This window comes from Thalassoroseus pseudoceratinae (assembly GCF_011634775.1).
Taxonomy (GTDB): Bacteria; Planctomycetota; Planctomycetia; order Planctomycetales; family Planctomycetaceae; genus Thalassoroseus; species Thalassoroseus pseudoceratinae.
Genome location: NZ_JAALXT010000005.1, coordinates 545,894 through 562,090, shown reverse-complemented (window position 1 = coordinate 562,090; position 16,197 = coordinate 545,894). Strand labels below are relative to the sequence as shown.

Here is a 16,197-nt window from a genome sequence, read left to right as displayed (position 1 = left end):
ACGTTACGTTGTCACGCGGTGGCGAACCTGGGAGATCATCACGCCGGTGAGAATCGCCGGTCCCCAGGCAGTGAGTGCCGGAGTGATCCAGCCAATGCGTCCGACGAACGTAAACGCGAACCCCGCGACCCATACGATACCCAAAAAGAGGAAACTCATCGCGGTGTTAATCGGTAAGCCGCCTTTGGTTTCTTTCTGAATCATCAGAGGGACGGTCAGCATCGCACAAAGGAATAACACAATCGGTTCAACGAATCGCCGGTGGAATTCAAGTTGCAGATTCCGCACCGAGAGCGTCGTGAACGCCGGATTGCGGATACGGTCGACGATGTCTCCCGATGCCAAATAACACTCCGCCGACTTGCGTTTGAACAGAATGTCCGGCCCAATCGATGTCTGCACAAACACGTCATCCGAGTTCGGGATTGGCTTCAAAAGTTGACGACCAACTCCCGTCAACGGCAGTTGCTCGATCTCTTCCACCACATTCGTGATTCGCCAGCCCGGTTGGCCTTGGTGGGTTTCGAAGTGAGCTTCGTGACCGTTGATCACGGTTAGTTCCTTCGCGACGGTTGGCGTTGGCAACACGAAACGCGGTGCCAACAGTCGTGCTTCCGAGGGAATCAGACGTTCGCCGTCAATCATGACGAAGGTTTCGAAGTCGTAGACCGCTTCGACCCGGTGCGAGGTTCCGGTGTTCTCGCCTCGCTGCACATGCTTGAGGTGGGCGTACTTCGGGATCAAAATCTCTCGGTTCGCGAAGACCAGTAATCCAACACCCGTCACACAAAGGACTAACGGCCGAGTGAGCCGAAATGTGGGCACACCGGCGGCGAGAATCGGTGCGATTTGTCCGCGTCGCTGAAGTTGAATTAACAGAATGACCAATGTTGCCAGTCCAAGCATACTTCCGGCGGCATCGAAGAAGAACAACGATTGCACGGAGTAATACTTCGCGATGCTCATCACGAGTGGTTGCAGATCGCCATCGAAGTTCCGGGCGAACTCATCGGCGTTGTCCGTCAGGTCAATGACGACGAACAAACCCAACATGGAGACAACAACAATCAGGAAAGCCACGCAGTAACTGCGGATGAGGTAACGGTCGAACGTGGTCAACATCAGTGGTACTCTCCCAAGACACTCGCTCGCGACGTCATCGAAAATCGGTCTCTACCTTTGTTATCGGCTCATTCGCGCGTCGATGATGGATCGAATAACCCGTCCACTGCAATCCTCATACATTCCTCATATTGCCAACTCGTAGGCGTATGAGTCTGAATTCCAGTTCAGCGATTGTTGCTGTCAACAAATTCGGTTGCTAAAGTCAAGGCCTTACTGATGTTCGGATAGTGAATCGGAACCGGCAACATTCGGAGAGACGGCCAACATGTATCAACACCACGGAGCACATCTTCAAGAACGTGACGGCGTTCGCGGAGTGCATTTCGCCGTCTGGGCTCCCAACGCGAAGGAAGTGTCGGTCCTTTGTGATCGTAACCGATGGGAACACGGTCAAAATTGGCTTTCGGGCAGTGATACCGGCGTCTGGTCGGGATTTGTTCCGGAAATGCAGGCCGGCGAAGCGTACAAATTCGGCATTCGGACTCAGAACGATCACATGCTTGAAAAGGCGGATCCGTTCGCATTCTACGCCGAACATCCTCCGAAGACGGCCTCGGTCGTTTACGATCTGTCCGGGCACGAGTGGCAAGATGCCAACTGGATGAGTGCTCGACAGGAGAACGATTGGCACAATCGGCCTGTGTCGATTTACGAGGTTCATCTCGGCTCGTGGAAGCGACCCACCGACGGCCGCCGATACCTCAACTATCGGGAAATCGCTCCGATGCTGATCGAGTACGTTCAGCAAATGGGCTACACCCATATTCAACTGATGCCGTTGACCGAACACCCGTTCGACGGCTCCTGGGGATACCAAACCACCGGCTACTTCGCACCGACTTCACGCTATGGCACGCCGCACGACTTCATGGCGTTCATTGATGAGTTGCACCAGGCTGGCATCGGTGTGTTGATCGACTGGGTTCCGGCTCACTTCCCGACGGACGCTCACGGCCTCGGTGATTTCGATGGCACGCACCTCTACGAACATTCGGATCAACGGCAAGGGTTCCACCCCGATTGGGGCACGTTCATTTTCAACTATGAACGGTTCGAGGTGAAAGAGTTCTTGCTCGCCAGCGCTCGGTTCTGGTGTGAGCAGTACCACATTGACGGCATCCGCGTCGATGCGGTCGCGAGCATGTTGTACCTCGATTACTCACGCCGTGAGGGGGAATGGGTTCCGAATCAATATGGCGGCCGTGAAAACTTGGGAGCAATCCAGTTCCTCAAGGATTTCAACGCCATGTTGCACGGGTTGTATCCGGGCATTCTCACCGTGGCCGAGGAATCCACCGCTTGGGGTGGAGTGTCGCATCCGGTCGATCACGGTGGGCTGGGTTTCAACTTCAAGTGGGACATGGGCTGGATGAACGATACGCTGCGATACATGGGGCGGGATCCGCTCTATCGCTGCTATCACCAGAACGATTTGTCGTTCCGCATGATTTACGCTTTCAGCGAGAACTTCGTCCTGCCGCTGTCGCATGACGAAGTCGTTCATGGCAAACGAGCGTTGCTCTCACAGATGCCGGGCGATTATTGGCAGCAGTTCGCCAATTTGCGGTTGCTCTATGGATATCAATACGCCCAGCCAGGCAAGAAGTTGTTGTTCATGGGCGGCGAGTTCGGTCAGTGGACCGAATGGAATCACGATTCGGAAATCGATTGGCCGTTGCTCGAGCACGACAAGCACGCCGGCGTAAAACAGTTCCTAGCCGATCTCAACCATTGCTATCTCGAAGAACCAGCTCTCTACGAAACCGACTGTGATCACACCGGGTTCGAGTGGATTCAATGCGACGACGCCCAAAACAGCGTGATCGCGTTTGTTCGGTACACCAAGGATCACAAAGACTTCGTGCTGGTCGTGGGGAACTTCACACCGCAAGTCCACGAGGAATACCGGATTGGCGTCCCGAAAGCGGGCTACTACAAAGAGATCGTCAACAGCGATGCCGAAATCTATGGCGGTAGCAATGTTGGGAATGGCGGCGGAGTCAAGACGGAAGAGGTACCATCGCACGGTCGCGATCAAAGTCTCAATCTGCAACTTCCACCATTGGGCTTGTTGATTCTGAAACCGGAGTGAAATCTTGGCCGGTTCCGTTCTCGCCTGTGATTGACGAGCCCCCATTCCAAGGTGTTCGCGCATGAAAAAACCGCCGTTGGGGACCGGCGGTTCGGTGGGGTTCAACAGAGAAAAAGTCTACGGTTTCGCGGCTGCTTGAGGAGCGTTGTAGACTTTCAGTTCAATTTCCTCACCCGCAGCCAGCTTCTGTCCTGCTGACGGCGTTTGTGCGTAAATGTGGTACAGCATGTTAGGTTGCGGTGGGGGATCACCGGGAAGGTATTTCACCTTGTATCCTGCAGCTTGCAGTTCGGCCCCGGCCGCTTTCCACTGTTGGCCGATCACGTTGGGCACCATTCCCTCAGCGACGTAGACGGTAATCGTCACCATGCCGCCTTTCTGCAATGGTGTTTTCGCTGGCGGGTCTTGCTCGTAGGTTACGAAGTTGGCGACTTTCTGCGGAGCAATTTTGCCAGGCTGCATTTTGACGGTGTAGCCGGCTTTTGTCAGAAGTTCCTTCGCATCCTTCCAAGGGAAGTTGACCACATTGGGCACGATCGGGCCTTGCGGCGGTGGGTTAGCCGCAACTTGTTGACCGGCATTCGGATCATGGGCCTTGACCATGTAACCCTTCTGATCCGGCACGAACGGGTTCTTCTCCGGGAACAGCTTTTGAAGCAGTCCGGCGTTGAAGGTGTTCACGCTCATGTCGTCGAAGGTGTAGACCGTTTCCAAATTGCCAGCCGGATCGACAAGTTGCACCGCTTTGGGCAGGAAGATCTTCTTGTCGAGAATGATCTGCGCCTTCTGCCAGTTCTGGGCATCGATTTGCCATTTCGGCAGGGCTTCGATGGTGGCGAATTGTTGGTTTTCGGCAACCAACTTAAGACGGTAGCGTGCTTTCGCCTTTTCCTTGGGCATCCCGAACAAGAACGGCATCGGGCCGTCCATGATATTCCGTCCTTGATTCTGTGGCGGAATCGGGAAGACATCCATTTGTTTTTTGACTTCGTCGATTTGCCAGATTCGCTCTCCGTCGCAAATCCACCGTTCCGCGCGATCGGCTTTCAGCTGGAATGGTTGACCATCGGGACCGGCTCGGCGGGCGGTTTGTCCTTCCACATCGACCGGTTTGATATCAATCCGACCTTTCGAAGGAGCTTCGTAGTAGAAGACCCCTTTCGAGCGTTTCTCGACTTTGAAGACTTTGTCGTAGACAAACCGGTGATGCTCACCCTTGAGCTTCGTGACCTTCGCGGACTCACGGGCCCAATCACTGAGAAGTTGGTCTAACCGAGCATCGTTGGCTGGAGGAGCCGCCCCATTCGCGGGGGCACCCTGCGCATTGAGGATCGCCGGCACCAACACGGTATTCACAAGAAGGCAACCGAACGTGATTGTGGCCCATTGGTTGAGCGTCCTGCTCATAATTTCGAGTCCTTCTGATGGCAAACCGGATATCTTCCGACCAAGCCTCACGTTTCAAATGACCATGATTCAAAAAAGGCCATGAGGCGGAAGTGTTGGTCTGGTAAGACGTTACGGCCAAATCCTTGAAAGAGGGCGAGGATTCTAGCAATTTCGTCCCATCGCGACCAGAGCGAATTGTCATCATCACCGGGATTAGTCACGTGATAACGCCGGTTCCTGTTCGACTTCCGGAAAACGATTGGTATACAGCCACCGCTCCACCCAATTGGCGCGTCGCAAATTGGGGTGATCGACGGAAATTTGGTGCCGTTTCCCACCGGGAGTCACACAGACAATTTCGGAGTCGCCGATGACATCCATGACGGTCCAAAACTTGTCGACGAGGTAGCTGTAATCTTCTCCCGAAGGGCTCGGCATGACTTCCTGTGCACGCGGTCCCGGGCAAGTACTATGCTTGCTTTTGCGAAAAATCACGCGGTCTCCAACGCGATACATCATATCTCCATTTCTCAAACTGGGTCTTCCCGGCAGCGAATGATGCCGCAGAACACAACGTAACTATGGAAATGTTACCTGCTGGAATTTTACCATCCTATCAGACGAATTCGATCGGTGAAAACCTGGTTTTTTTGTAGGTGAATTAAACCTCAGGTGTCCCAATCTTACATTTGACGATTTCGCCAAAACGTTACGGAAAAGCCACATTGGTTGAGCTTTTCGTCTTCGTATCTCCCCTTTTGCACAGCTTGACACGTTTTCTCTCGGGGTGATGGTTTCGGGAAACATCACGCGAACTGGAAAGCCGCTTCGCCGCGTGATACTGTGATACATCCACGAATTTCGGAATGTTTGAGACCGTCATCCGACGAGAGGAACTCGTCGGATGATCCTGCCTGAAACTCAAGTAGCCACTTCCTTTTAAGAAAGTTTCCTTCGATGTCTCTCACCCGTTGGTTTGGTCTGGTTGGTTGTTTTGCATTGATCCTGGGATGTTCCGGTGACAATGGCGGCGGCGACACAAAATTCATCAGCCTGGGAACGGCACCGGTCGGTGGCGCGTTCAACCAAGTTGGTACGGAGATCGCCGAAGCACTCAACAAGTCCGAGGGTGAGAAAGACTGGAAGGTTCAGTCACAGACCACGAAGGGTTCGCAAGAGAACATTCGCAAACTGTCCAGCGGAGACATCCAACTGGCTTTGTCGAATTCGGCGATCACCTATTTCGCTGTTCGCGGTGAAGGTGGATTCAAGCAAAAACACAACACACGGGCCGTCGCCACGATTGCTCCGAATGTCGCCATGTTCATCACCAAGGCGGATTCCGGCATTGAAACGATGCAAGACCTCAAAGGCAAAACGGTTGTCTGCGGTCCCGCAGGAGCCGGTTTCGAAATGTTCTTGGAACCGATTTTGAAAGCTCACGGCCTGACCTTCGACGATTTCAACGCCAAGAACGCCGGTCAAAGTGACGCGGTGGAACTGATCGCCGACAACAGTGCCGACGCCGCCTTCCTCGGTGGAGCCGTTCCAACCGCCGCCATCAGTCAGGCATGCAGCACGCACGACATCCACTTCATCCCTTACGATCAAGCCGCAATGGAAAGCCTGATCGACGAATTCCCGTTCTTTCAAGAAGTCACGATTCCGCAAAAAGTGTATTCCGACCTAAAGGGTGACTTCAAAAGCATGAACACCGGGTCGATGCACTTCGTGACATCCGCCGATCAATCGGAGGAGTTTATCTACGCCATCACCAAGGCTCTTTGGGAAAATCGGAAGAACATCAACCACCCGGCGAGCAAGTTCATCAACGAGGAAAACGCCGCTCGTTACACCGGGACTGACTTCCACCCGGGCGCTGTGAAATACTACAAAGAAATCGGCATCTGGCAGGGCGAAGACGACTCCACTGAGGAACCAGCAGCCGAAGAAGAACCCGCCGACGCCGAAACCGAATCGAAGTAATCGGTTCTCGCCAAGACTTCGAACCGGGAAACACGATATGCACTGTGTTTCCCGGATTTCTCGCTCGGCACGGCTTCACGAAGCCGTCGCACACCAACTTTCAGGTCTGACACTCCACCGACGCCCCACCATTTGAAAGTTCCGCTTGTGTTCGATCGACTCCGTCATGGCTTGGTCATCACGCTTTCGGCCATGCTTTGCCTGTTCACGCTTTACACGGTGAACTTTTGGCAGAACATTTTCGACCAGTTTGAATCTCCATTAGCGATTTTCGTCGGCATTGGGTTGGTGCTCTGTTTCCTGACCTATCCGACCAGCAAGAAGCTCAAAGACACCAAGATCGATTGGGGCATCAACATCGTTTGCATGCTCGCTTCGGTGGTGTGTTGCGGGTTTGTGGTGATTCAAACGGAGTCGATGTTCGAGTCCTTTTGGCTTGATGGGCAGGAACTCGGGCGGCGTGCGGGGGCGTTCACACAGACCGACTTTATTATCGGGATCGTTGGCTTGCTTATCGTGTTGGAAGCGACACGGCGGGCGATCGGCTGGATTGTGCCGATGCTGGCGATCTTGTTCATGGTTCACAGTTATTACTGTCACCTCAGCCAATCCACGTCGTTGGCTCAGTTGCCCTCGTGGATGCTGCCGCACGCCGGGCAAGACTTGAAGGAACTGGCGACGACCGCATTCCTCAGTTCCGGCGTCTTCGGCAAGGCGGCGGAGGTGATGTATAAATATGTGTTTCTGTTCGTTGTGTTCGGGGCGTTTCTGGAAATGTCCGGCGCGACGCAGTTCATCATCGACTTCGCCGAAAAGATTTTCGGTCGCAGCCCCGGCGGACCGGCGAAAGTTTCGGTTCTCGGTAGCGGTTTGATGGGGTCGCTTTCAGGAAGTGCCGTTGCGAATGCCGTGACGACGGGCGCATTCACAATTCCGATGATGCGAAGTGCCGGATTTTCTCCAACGATCGCGGGCGGAATCAATGCGGCGGCCGCGTCGGGTGGGGCGCTCGTTCCGCCGGTGATGGGGGCCGGTGCGTACATGATGCTCGAACTGGTCGAGCCGCAACCGACCTTCACGCAAATCGCCACCGCAGCCGCGATCCCGGCGGTGTTGTATTACCTCTCGATCTATCTAATCGTTCATTTCTACTCGAAGAAACTCGGCGTCCAACCGGCGAGTTCCGAAGACGCCAAGCGACGACTCAACGGGTTTGAAGCCTCTGTGTTCTTCGGTGCACTTGGCATTTTGATTTACTTGCTGATCGCCGACTTCTCCCCGTTCCGAGCCGTCACCGGGTCGTTGGTGTTTATCCTTGTTGCGAGCTTGTTCCGGAAGGAACTGCCAATCGGTTTGCCGCCCCGATTACTGGCCGGTGCCGCCTTCGTGGGAGCGACGTTGTACTACCGCTTCCAATTCGCCGAGACGGTCGAAGACCCGAATTTCGATCAACTTTTGGGCGTGTGGTTGGAGTCGTCTATTTTGGGGTCGTTCGGGTTGTTGATCTTTGGGTTGATCCATCCGGCGTGGCGACCGCAGATTCTTGATGCATTTACGAAGTCCGCAAAAAACGGGACGTCGTTGGTGGCGGCGAGTGCGTGCGTGGGGATCATCATCGCTGTTGTGCAGACGACCGGCATCGCGACCGCGTTCAGCAGTGAAATCAAAAGTGTGGTCGAATCAAGTTTGTTCTTGGCACTCGTCGGGATCATGGTGTGTTCGATCGTGCTCGGCATGGGTGTGCCTTCGGTTGTGTGTTACCTGCTGATGGCGACGCTCATGGGGGCATTGTTGAAAGAGATGGGCGTGATCCCGCTCGCGGCTCACCTCTTTATCTTCTACTTCGGCATGATGAGCATGGTCACACCACCGGTGGCGTTGGCGGCGTATGCGAGTGCGACGATTGCCAAAGCGGAAATCATGCCGACTTCGTTCGCGGCGTTCAAATTCTCGTTGGTCGGTTTCACACTGCCCTTCATGTTCGTGTACCGTCCCGAACTCCTGCTGATGAGCAACAAACCGGAAGTTAAATTCGTCAGCGTAGCGACCGCCGACGGCTCGCCCGATGAAGCCGAACTCGTTGGGGAGTTAACCCGATTCGGCGAACCGATGCAGAACGGCCGCGTGGAACTTTCGACCGACGAATCCACCGAACCGACTATATTGGAAACCGATTACTTCGGCGTGTTCCGTATCCCCGCGAAATCCGGTGATCAGTGGGCGATCGATTTCGTCAATGAAAATGAAAATCGTCGGCGATTGGGCATCGTTGAGTATCAACCGGACCGCACCGTGCCAGACGCCGATGGCCAACCGACGACGAAACTTCGCGAAGACCCCTACTCCAGCGATGCTCGGGTTGTTTACAACGATCAGCGGTTGGTGCTGTGGGACGTGTTCATTCAAGTGCTTGCGGCGTGTATCGGGATCACCGCTTTGGCGGCGGGAATCACCGGGTTTTTGTTCACGAACATTCAGCCGATCGTGCGTGTTGGAATGTTGCTCGCCGCGGCCTTGTTGCTCACGCCCGAAGTCCGCATTGGCGGGCAGGAGATCGGGTTGTACACGAATCTTTCCGGGACGTTGCTGTTTGTCGTTACCGGGGCAATCAATTTTCTGCGGTCTCGAAATTCGCAACCTGAACCGAGTGAAACCTAGATATTTCCTGCGAGAACGAATCATCATGCCGAACTTTTTTGCCGGACTGTTGATCGGATTGCTCATCGTGATGCATCAAATGGATTGGCACTTTCCCGCCGACGCCCTGTTGTTCGATCGCGTGCCGATGGCGTTGGTTTATCATGGGGTGGTTTCGATCCTTTCGGCCATCGCGTGGTATCTCGTCGTGCAAGTCTGTTGGCCGACCGATGCCGAAGTCCTCGAACCGGCACCCACTAACGAGGAGCCATCGTGACGCAGCTGATCATCATTGCCAGTTACCTCGCGTTGCTGCTTGTTCTGGGTTTGCTTTCAACACGATGGCAGAAGAAGACCAGCCAAGACTACATGCTGGCGAGTCATTCCATCGGGCCGGTGTTACTGTTGATGTCCCTGTTCGGCACCACGATGACGGGCTTCGCACTTGTCGGCTCGACGGGTGAGGCATTCAAAGCTGGCGTGAGCGTATACGCGATCCTTGCCTCGGCCAGTGGAATCGTGCATTCGCTGTGTTTCTTTACACTCGGCGTGAGACTGTGGACATTCGGACGACGGTACGGCTACACGACCCAAATTCAATTCTTCCGCGACCGCTTGGACAGTAACGGCATCGGTTTGGCGTTGTTTCCTGTGTTGGTCGCGATGGTGGCGGTCTATTTGTTGATCGGCGTTGTGCCCGCCGGTGATATGCTGCAAGCTGTCACCAAAGGGGCACTCCCCGAAATCTTCCCCGAGACCGACGGTGCCATTCCAAAGTGGCTGGGTTCACTCGTGATTTGCGTGGTCGTGTTGACCTACGTGTTCTTCGGCGGCATGCGGGGAACAGCGTGGGCGAACACGTTTCAAACCCTTGTCTTCATGACGCTCGGCGTGGTTACGTTCGTTACAATCTCGGACAAAATCGGCGGAGCCGAAGCGGCGACCGCGGCGGTTCTGAAGCAACATCCGGAAAAACTTGCACTCGGCGAACTCGGCCAACCGGGGTTCTTTTCATTCCTGCTGATTCCGCTGTCGGTCGGAATGTTCCCGCATGTTTTTCAACATTGGCTCACCGCCAAACGGGCCAGCTCGTTCAAATTGGCGATCGTGGCTCATCCGGTGTTCATTCTGATCGTGTGGCTGCCCTGCGTATTACTCGGGGTGTGGGCGACTTCGATTCTCGGACCGGATGGCAACAATATGTTCCCGCCCGATTTCAAACCGAACGCAGTCCTCGGCGTGATGGTGGCTCGACTGACCGATCCGGTTCTTGGTGGTTTGCTGGCAGCGGGAATTCTGGCGGCGATTATGTCTTCGTTGGACAGTCAGTTCTTGTGTCTTGGCACGATGTTCACCGAGGACATCGTGTTGCATTACGGTGGACGCGACAAATACGACGAACGCAAAATCGTGTGGATTGCCCGGCTCTTCATTGTCGGAATCGTTTCGATTGTGTACGGATTGAGCTTGCTCCAACTGCCCCGATTGTTCCAATTGGGTATTTGGTGTTTCAGCGGTTTCGCGGCTCTCACGCCGCTTGCGTTTGCGTGTCTGTATTGGCGACGGACCACGGTTTGGGGAGCGTATGCGTGCGTGTTGACGGTGATCGCGGTGGGCGTTCCGTTGTTCATTCAGGCCGACTACGGATTGAACGCCCACTATCGGTGGTTCGGTTTTCATCCGGTCGCTCCGATGTGCGGTGCGTCCGCGATGGCCCTCATCGTCATCAGCTTGATCACGCCGGCACCCCGTCAGGACACGATCGATCGTTTTTTCACTCCCGTTGAAGTTCCACGAAATTAACCGACATGGCCAGCACGTTCACCACGACGCATCGCGTGGAATTCCACGAAACCGATTTGGCGGGCATCGTCCACTTTGCGAACTTCTATCGGTACATGGAAGTCGCTGAACACGAATTCCTGCACTCGCTCGGTTTGTCGATCATGGAGAAACGCCCCGACGGTTCCACCTGGGGTTGGCCGCGAGTTTCAGCGAAATGCAGTTTCGAGTCGCCAGCGTTCTATCAAGATGTTCTGGAAATTCGCGTGACGGTCGAACGCATCGGCGTGAAAAGTTTGACGATTAACTACGAATTCTGGCGAGACGAAACTCGGATTGCCCGCGGACAGATGAAAACCGTCTGCTGCATTTTCCGTCCCGGCGAACCTATGCGGTCCATCGAGATTCCCGAAGCCTTCACCAGTCAACTTGAGGAACACAGCGAGTCATGAGCGACGCACCGGCAGACTTGGCGGTCGAAAACCTGACGAAGACGTTCTCCACCACCGGTGGGGATTTGTCCGTGTTGCGGAATCTCAATTTGACGATGCAACGCGGCGAAAGCGTCGTCGTGACCGGGCCATCCGGATCGGGGAAAAGCACACTTTTGTATATCGTCGGAACACTCGATGAACCAACGTCCGGCGATGTGAAGATTCTCGGCCAAGATGTCCTGACCGGGTCTGAAACGGAACGGGCTCGCTATCGGAATGCCAACATAGGCTTCGTGTTCCAAGACCATCACCTCTTGCCGCAGTGTACGGTTTTGGAGAACGTCCTGATTCCCCGACTCGCCGGTGAGGGAGCCGATGACGCAGCCGAAACGCGGGCGAAAGAGTTGCTGGACCGTGTGGGCCTTTCCGAACGCTTAACGCACCGCCCTGCCCAGCTTTCGGGTGGGGAACGGCAACGGGTCGGAATCTGTCGCGCGCTCATTAATGCTCCGGCGTTGCTGCTCGCCGACGAACCGACCGGCAATCTCGATCAAAAAACCGCCGAAAGTGTGGGATCGCTGCTGCTTGAGATCGCCAAAGAACAAAACACATTGTTACTTTGCGTGACCCACAGCATGGATTTGGCAGGCCGATTTCCTGTCCGCAAGGAACTCAAAGACGGCCACCTGATCGACGCAGCGTGAAGCTGGAGGGTTTAGGCTCAAGATGCGGGTCGTAGCGGTCGATCCTGTTTGGTAGGACACGTTGTGTTTGCCAAATTGGAACTATCGCTATGCTGTACGGACTTTACCTGTCGGCTCAGGGGGCACAGGTTCAATCGAAACGATTGGACGTGATCGCCAACAACCTGGCCAATGCCGACACCTCTGGGTTCAAACGCGATTTGGCGGTCGCTCAAACGTATCATCCGTTCGATGTCGAACATGGAACCGCTCACGAATTGCCCCGGCACTTGGAACGAGTGACCGGCGGGACATCAATTACCGATGTGATCACCGATTTTCAGAACGGTTCGCTGAAAGAGACCGGTGCTCGATTCGATGTGGCTTTGGAAGGCCAAGGCTTCTTGCGGGTTTCCGATGGGCAAAACGAGTTTCTCACGCGGGATGGCTCGCTGACGCAAAACGCGGTCGGTGAACTCGTGACCGAGCAGGGAGAACGCGTGCTCGATACCACGGGCTCGCCAATTGTCATCCCCCCCGATGCCACCGAAATTTCCATCGGTGCTGATGGTGTGATTTCCGCGATGGACGATCTCGGTGTGCAAACCGCGTTGGCTCAGTTGGATGTGGTGATGCCACAGTCGCTCGCTGATCTTCAGAAAATCGGCGACAACCACTTCGTCACCAATGGACCAACCGAAGCCGCCGGCCCCGCCACTCGTGTGCGACAAGGCTACGTGGAAGGTTCGGGCGTCAATGCGATCTCGGAAACGGTCCATATGATCGACGCCTCGAAAGCATTCGAGACCAATCTCAACTTGCTGAAGCTACAAGACGAAACGCTCTCACGATTGCTGCAGGCCGTGCCGGGACGGTAGCAGTTTCGGTTGATCAGGGTGACAATCCAAGTTGACGAGAGGTATCCAAAGGGGGCGAAATGGGGCTACAAGCACTGCACTCGGCAGCGACGGGGATGCAAGCATTCCAGACCAATCTGGATGTCGTCGCGAACAATTTGGCGAACGCTGGAACCACGGGATTCAAGCGATCGCGAGTGAACTTTTCCGATTTGTACTATCAACAACTCAAGTTGCCAGGCGCGCAAGATGCTCAAGGGGAACTCACCCCCACGGGCGTTGCTGTTGGCTTGGGAACACGCGTGGATGCGACCGCCGTCGACCATAACCAAGGCAGTCCGCTGGAAACTGAACGTCAATTGGATGTCACCATTCTAGGCGATGGGTTCTTCCCTGTTCAGGACGGCAACGAGATCATGTATACCCGCTCGGGGGCATTCAGTTTGAACGCCAACGGTCAAATTGTCACGCAGTCGGCAGGACGCGGCCGCCCGTTGGAGCCGCCGATTACGGTGTCGCCGGAAGCCGTCGAGATTTCGATTTCTTCCGATGGTTCCGTCAGTGTCCGTGAAGCCGGGCAGAATGCTCTCAGTGTAGTGGGGCAGATAGAAACGGCACGGTTCATCAATCCTCAAGGCTTGTTGCAACAGGGCGACAACTTGTACTCGGTGACGGAAGCCTCCGGGCAACCACTCGTCGGCCAACCAGGTCTCGAAGGCCGAGGAACGTTACTACAAGGTTTCTTGGAATCGTCAAACGTGGAACCCGTCCGAGAGCTTGTGGATCTCATCAAGGTTCAACGGAATTTCGAATTGAACAGCCAAGTCGTACAAGCCGCCGATCAAAGCCTGCAATTGGTGGCCAACTTGCGACGGTACTAGATTAGAAGTCGTTTTATTCACGCTGCCAGCGTTTTGTTATCGCTGGGGAAAACAGTTCTTGCTCACACGACCGAATCAAAACTCTCTATACAGAAGTTTGCATTTGGGTGCAGCAGGCTCTGTGTTGCGGCGGTCTTTCGAATTCGAGGGTCAAGGATGGACAATCGAGAATCGAAAATTGGGATGGTCGCCGCATGCCTGGTCTTTTCGGTATGCGCGGTGAGCAATGCCGCCGTTGTGCGTTTCCATGAGACCGCTACGGTTGACGGTACGATTGTTACATTGGGCGACATCGCGGAAGTCAGTGATGTGGATCCCGCGGTGAGTGAGAGTTTGCGGGAAACCATCTTGGGGCCCGCGCCGGCCGCAGGAACGGAAAAGCCGTTCCCGTTTGCGGATGTCCGAGCGAGATTGCGAGCCGTCGGGATCAATCTCGCAAGCGTTGAATTCACCGGGCACAGTGTGGTTCGCGTTCAGTCACCCAAAGTGATGCAAGCGGCAGTATTGGGACCCATTTCAAGGTCTCAGCCACGCGATACACAAGGTCCGCCATCACGTCGCGAAATTCATCAGGTCGAACAACGTCTCGTCCGGGCCATTCACGAAACTATTCGCAAGCGTTGGCCCGAATTGCAATTGGAGACCGTCAAGGTATCGCTCCTCAACGACACGATCACACCGACCGCCGGCCAGACGTTCCGAACGATGATTGCCAGCGAGAATATCCACCTTTCCGGTTGGCAAGGGCCGGTCGATTCTCCGCAAACACTGACGGCGATCACCACGGACTCGCTTGGGGAAGCGGTCCGTCTCGACCTTCGCTGCCAAATCACGATTCAACCATTTGTGTTGACCGTCGCCGAGAACCTCCCACGCGGACACCTCGTGCAAGCGTCTGATCTGACGTGGTCCCAGGGACCGGACGATCCGAACGCGATTACCGATCCTGCAAACGTCATCGGACGACAAACGAAACGGGCCATTCGTCGTGGCGAAGCTTTAGAAGTCAACGACCTGGAACGGGTTCTGCTGGTGCGTTCTCGGGACATCGTGACCGTGACAGTTCGGAGCGGAGGTATCACCGTACGTCGTGAGATGAAGTCTCTCGATGATGGTGCGTTGGGAGAAGCAATCACGGTCGCGAGCTTGACCGGTCGGGACCGGCTGACCGCTCGTGTAACCGGGGTTCACACCGCCGAGATCACTTCACCAGCCAAATCGGTTCCCGTGAACCAAATGCAAGCAGGAGTGAACCGATGATGACAACGCCCATCCGACAAAAACTCACTGCCGTCTATGTTGGGGTGTCGATCGCGATTGCTTGCGTCGGTCAGGGAGCCACGTTGGCACAACCGCCGCAGTTTCCGCCCCGACCACCCGCGTATGACTTCGGTGACAATCGTCCCGGCAACCAAGCTCCCTACGACAATCGTCCAAACTATGAGAACGAATATCAGCCAAACGAGCCAAACCTATTAAACCCGGCTCCGCCACCTCCTGCAATTGATCAACCCCGTCAAGATCAAGGCTGGTATCCCAACGGCGGTGTGCCACCGGAGCAAGATCCGTATGCGGATCCCTACAACTCCGGGGGGCGTTCCATGCTGCCGCCACAAAGCAACTATCCACCGCCAAACCAATACGCACCCCGCGGGAACTATCCCTCAGTCAATCCGTATCAGCAGCAACGGCCGTCAGGTTTGCCACCGGCACGTCCAATTCCTCCACCGTCGGGATACATCGGTTTCGAACGACCCCTGCTGATGCAACACCACTCACTTTGTTTTATCCCACAAACACCGCCGCAAGAAATTCATGTCCACGATATCGTCACGATCATTGTGAAAGAAATCTCAGAAGTGTCTGTCGATTCACGGTTTAACCGGAGTCGACGAGGATCACTATTGGCCGAAATCGGTGAGTTTATGCGAATTAGTGAAGATGGAAATCTCACAAACGCAGCTGAGAATTCACCAGCCATCGATACCACATTGAATGCGCGTCTCGATGCAACCGGACGTGTTCTCGAAAGCGAAGAGATTATCTACCGCATCGCTGCAACCGTCGTTGACGTGCTACCTAACGGGAACCTCGTTTTGGAAGCCCGGAAGACCATCGAGTCTAATGACGATGCTTGGGAATACACACTGACCGGAACGGTTCGTAGCGTTGATATCAACCGTGACAACACAGCACTCAGTGAGAATATTGCCAACTTGAAAATTACGAAGAACTTAGCCGGACGGGTGAAAGATAGTACCCGCCGGGCTTGGGGTGTTCGACTCCTTGACTTCATCTTCCCGTTCTAAGAGTCGCTGCGAACTTGGTGTT

General features: G+C 54.9%; 13 protein-coding genes and 1 pseudogene. 11 read left to right on the top strand and 3 right to left on the bottom strand.

Annotated features, from left to right (window positions below; all coding sequences use genetic code 11):
- Nucleotides 1-3: 3 nt before the first annotated feature.
- Entirely contained in the window at nucleotides 4-1,122 is a 1,119-nt protein-coding gene (locus tag G6R38_RS19975; protein WP_166830393.1) for an LptF/LptG family permease, read from the bottom strand.
- 256 nt (nucleotides 1,123-1,378) lie between these two features.
- Here G6R38_RS19975 and glgB point away from each other — a divergent pair.
- Nucleotides 1,379-3,217: pseudogene (gene glgB / locus G6R38_RS19970) on the top strand (1,4-alpha-glucan branching protein GlgB); the annotation flags it as partial.
- Between the two features lie 117 nt (nucleotides 3,218-3,334).
- Here glgB and G6R38_RS19965 read toward each other — a convergent pair.
- Both G6R38_RS19965 and G6R38_RS19960 read right to left on the bottom strand, forming a co-directional pair.
- On the bottom strand, nucleotides 3,335-4,624 hold the full coding sequence (locus tag G6R38_RS19965) for a PASTA domain-containing protein (RefSeq protein ID WP_166830389.1): 1,290 nt from the start codon (nucleotides 4,622-4,624) through the stop codon (nucleotides 3,335-3,337).
- 195 nt (nucleotides 4,625-4,819) lie between these two features.
- A complete protein-coding gene (locus G6R38_RS19960; protein WP_240928297.1) occupies nucleotides 4,820-5,044 on the bottom strand; it encodes a hypothetical protein in 225 nt (74 codons plus the stop codon).
- Between the two features lie 519 nt (nucleotides 5,045-5,563).
- On the opposite strand from G6R38_RS19960, the gene G6R38_RS19955 reads away from it, so the two are divergent.
- From G6R38_RS19955 to G6R38_RS19910, 10 genes are all read left to right on the top strand, one after another.
- Nucleotides 5,564-6,592: a TAXI family TRAP transporter solute-binding subunit gene (locus tag G6R38_RS19955; protein WP_166830385.1), complete on the top strand. Its 1,029-nt coding sequence runs from the start codon at nucleotides 5,564-5,566 to the stop codon at nucleotides 6,590-6,592.
- 132 nt (nucleotides 6,593-6,724) lie between these two features.
- On the top strand, nucleotides 6,725-9,250 hold the full coding sequence (locus G6R38_RS19950; RefSeq protein ID WP_166830383.1) for a TRAP transporter permease: 2,526 nt from the start codon (nucleotides 6,725-6,727) through the stop codon (nucleotides 9,248-9,250).
- Between the two features lie 25 nt (nucleotides 9,251-9,275).
- Nucleotides 9,276-9,506 carry a hypothetical protein gene (locus tag G6R38_RS19945; RefSeq protein ID WP_166830381.1) on the top strand — a complete coding sequence of 77 codons (231 nt, stop codon included), beginning with the start codon at nucleotides 9,276-9,278 and terminating at the stop codon, nucleotides 9,504-9,506.
- Entirely contained in the window at nucleotides 9,503-11,032 is a 1,530-nt protein-coding gene (locus G6R38_RS19940) for a sodium:solute symporter family protein (RefSeq protein ID WP_166830379.1), read from the top strand. The genes G6R38_RS19945 and G6R38_RS19940 overlap by 4 nt, the downstream gene beginning before the upstream one ends.
- Nucleotides 11,033-11,037: 5 nt before the next feature.
- Nucleotides 11,038-11,463 carry an acyl-CoA thioesterase gene (locus tag G6R38_RS19935; RefSeq protein ID WP_166830377.1) on the top strand — a complete coding sequence of 142 codons (426 nt, stop codon included), beginning with the start codon at nucleotides 11,038-11,040 and terminating at the stop codon, nucleotides 11,461-11,463.
- Nucleotides 11,460-12,149 carry an ABC transporter ATP-binding protein gene (locus G6R38_RS19930; protein ID WP_166830375.1) on the top strand — a complete coding sequence of 230 codons (690 nt, stop codon included), beginning with the start codon at nucleotides 11,460-11,462 and terminating at the stop codon, nucleotides 12,147-12,149. Before G6R38_RS19935 ends, G6R38_RS19930 begins: the two co-directional genes overlap by 4 nt.
- An 89-nt stretch (nucleotides 12,150-12,238) precedes the next feature.
- The gene (locus G6R38_RS19925) at nucleotides 12,239-13,006 is read left to right on the top strand and encodes a flagellar hook-basal body protein (protein ID WP_166830373.1); all 768 of its coding nucleotides are present in this window, start codon (nucleotides 12,239-12,241) and stop codon (nucleotides 13,004-13,006) included.
- A gap of 59 nt (nucleotides 13,007-13,065) precedes the next feature.
- Nucleotides 13,066-13,866, top strand: a complete 801-nt coding sequence (gene flgG / locus G6R38_RS19920) for a flagellar basal-body rod protein FlgG (RefSeq protein ID WP_166830370.1) — start codon at nucleotides 13,066-13,068, stop codon at nucleotides 13,864-13,866.
- Between the two features lie 156 nt (nucleotides 13,867-14,022).
- Nucleotides 14,023-15,126, top strand: coding sequence for a flagellar basal body P-ring formation chaperone FlgA (gene flgA, locus G6R38_RS19915; protein ID WP_166830367.1), 1,104 nt, complete (start codon nucleotides 14,023-14,025; stop codon nucleotides 15,124-15,126).
- Nucleotides 15,123-16,175 carry a flagellar basal body L-ring protein FlgH gene (locus G6R38_RS19910; RefSeq protein ID WP_166830365.1) on the top strand — a complete coding sequence of 351 codons (1,053 nt, stop codon included), beginning with the start codon at nucleotides 15,123-15,125 and terminating at the stop codon, nucleotides 16,173-16,175. Before flgA ends, G6R38_RS19910 begins: the two co-directional genes overlap by 4 nt.
- Nucleotides 16,176-16,197: the final 22 nt, after the last annotated feature.

Coding starts and splice junctions, on each gene's coding strand:
- G6R38_RS19975 (WP_166830393.1), bottom strand. CDS start 1,122: ATGTTGACCACGTTCGACCGTTACCTCATCCGCAGTTACTGCGTGGCT.
- G6R38_RS19965 (WP_166830389.1), bottom strand. CDS start 4,624: ATGAGCAGGACGCTCAACCAATGGGCCACAATCACGTTCGGTTGCCTT.
- G6R38_RS19960 (WP_240928297.1), bottom strand. CDS start 5,044: ATGCCGAGCCCTTCGGGAGAAGATTACAGCTACCTCGTCGACAAGTTT.
- G6R38_RS19955 (WP_166830385.1), top strand. CDS start 5,564: ATGTCTCTCACCCGTTGGTTTGGTCTGGTTGGTTGTTTTGCATTGATC.
- G6R38_RS19945 (WP_166830381.1), top strand. CDS start 9,276: ATGCCGAACTTTTTTGCCGGACTGTTGATCGGATTGCTCATCGTGATG.
- G6R38_RS19935 (WP_166830377.1), top strand. CDS start 11,038: ATGGCCAGCACGTTCACCACGACGCATCGCGTGGAATTCCACGAAACC.
- G6R38_RS19930 (WP_166830375.1), top strand. CDS start 11,460: ATGAGCGACGCACCGGCAGACTTGGCGGTCGAAAACCTGACGAAGACG.
- G6R38_RS19925 (WP_166830373.1), top strand. CDS start 12,239: ATGCTGTACGGACTTTACCTGTCGGCTCAGGGGGCACAGGTTCAATCG.
- flgG (WP_166830370.1), top strand. CDS start 13,066: ATGGGGCTACAAGCACTGCACTCGGCAGCGACGGGGATGCAAGCATTC.
- flgA (WP_166830367.1), top strand. CDS start 14,023: ATGGACAATCGAGAATCGAAAATTGGGATGGTCGCCGCATGCCTGGTC.
- G6R38_RS19910 (WP_166830365.1), top strand. CDS start 15,123: ATGATGACAACGCCCATCCGACAAAAACTCACTGCCGTCTATGTTGGG.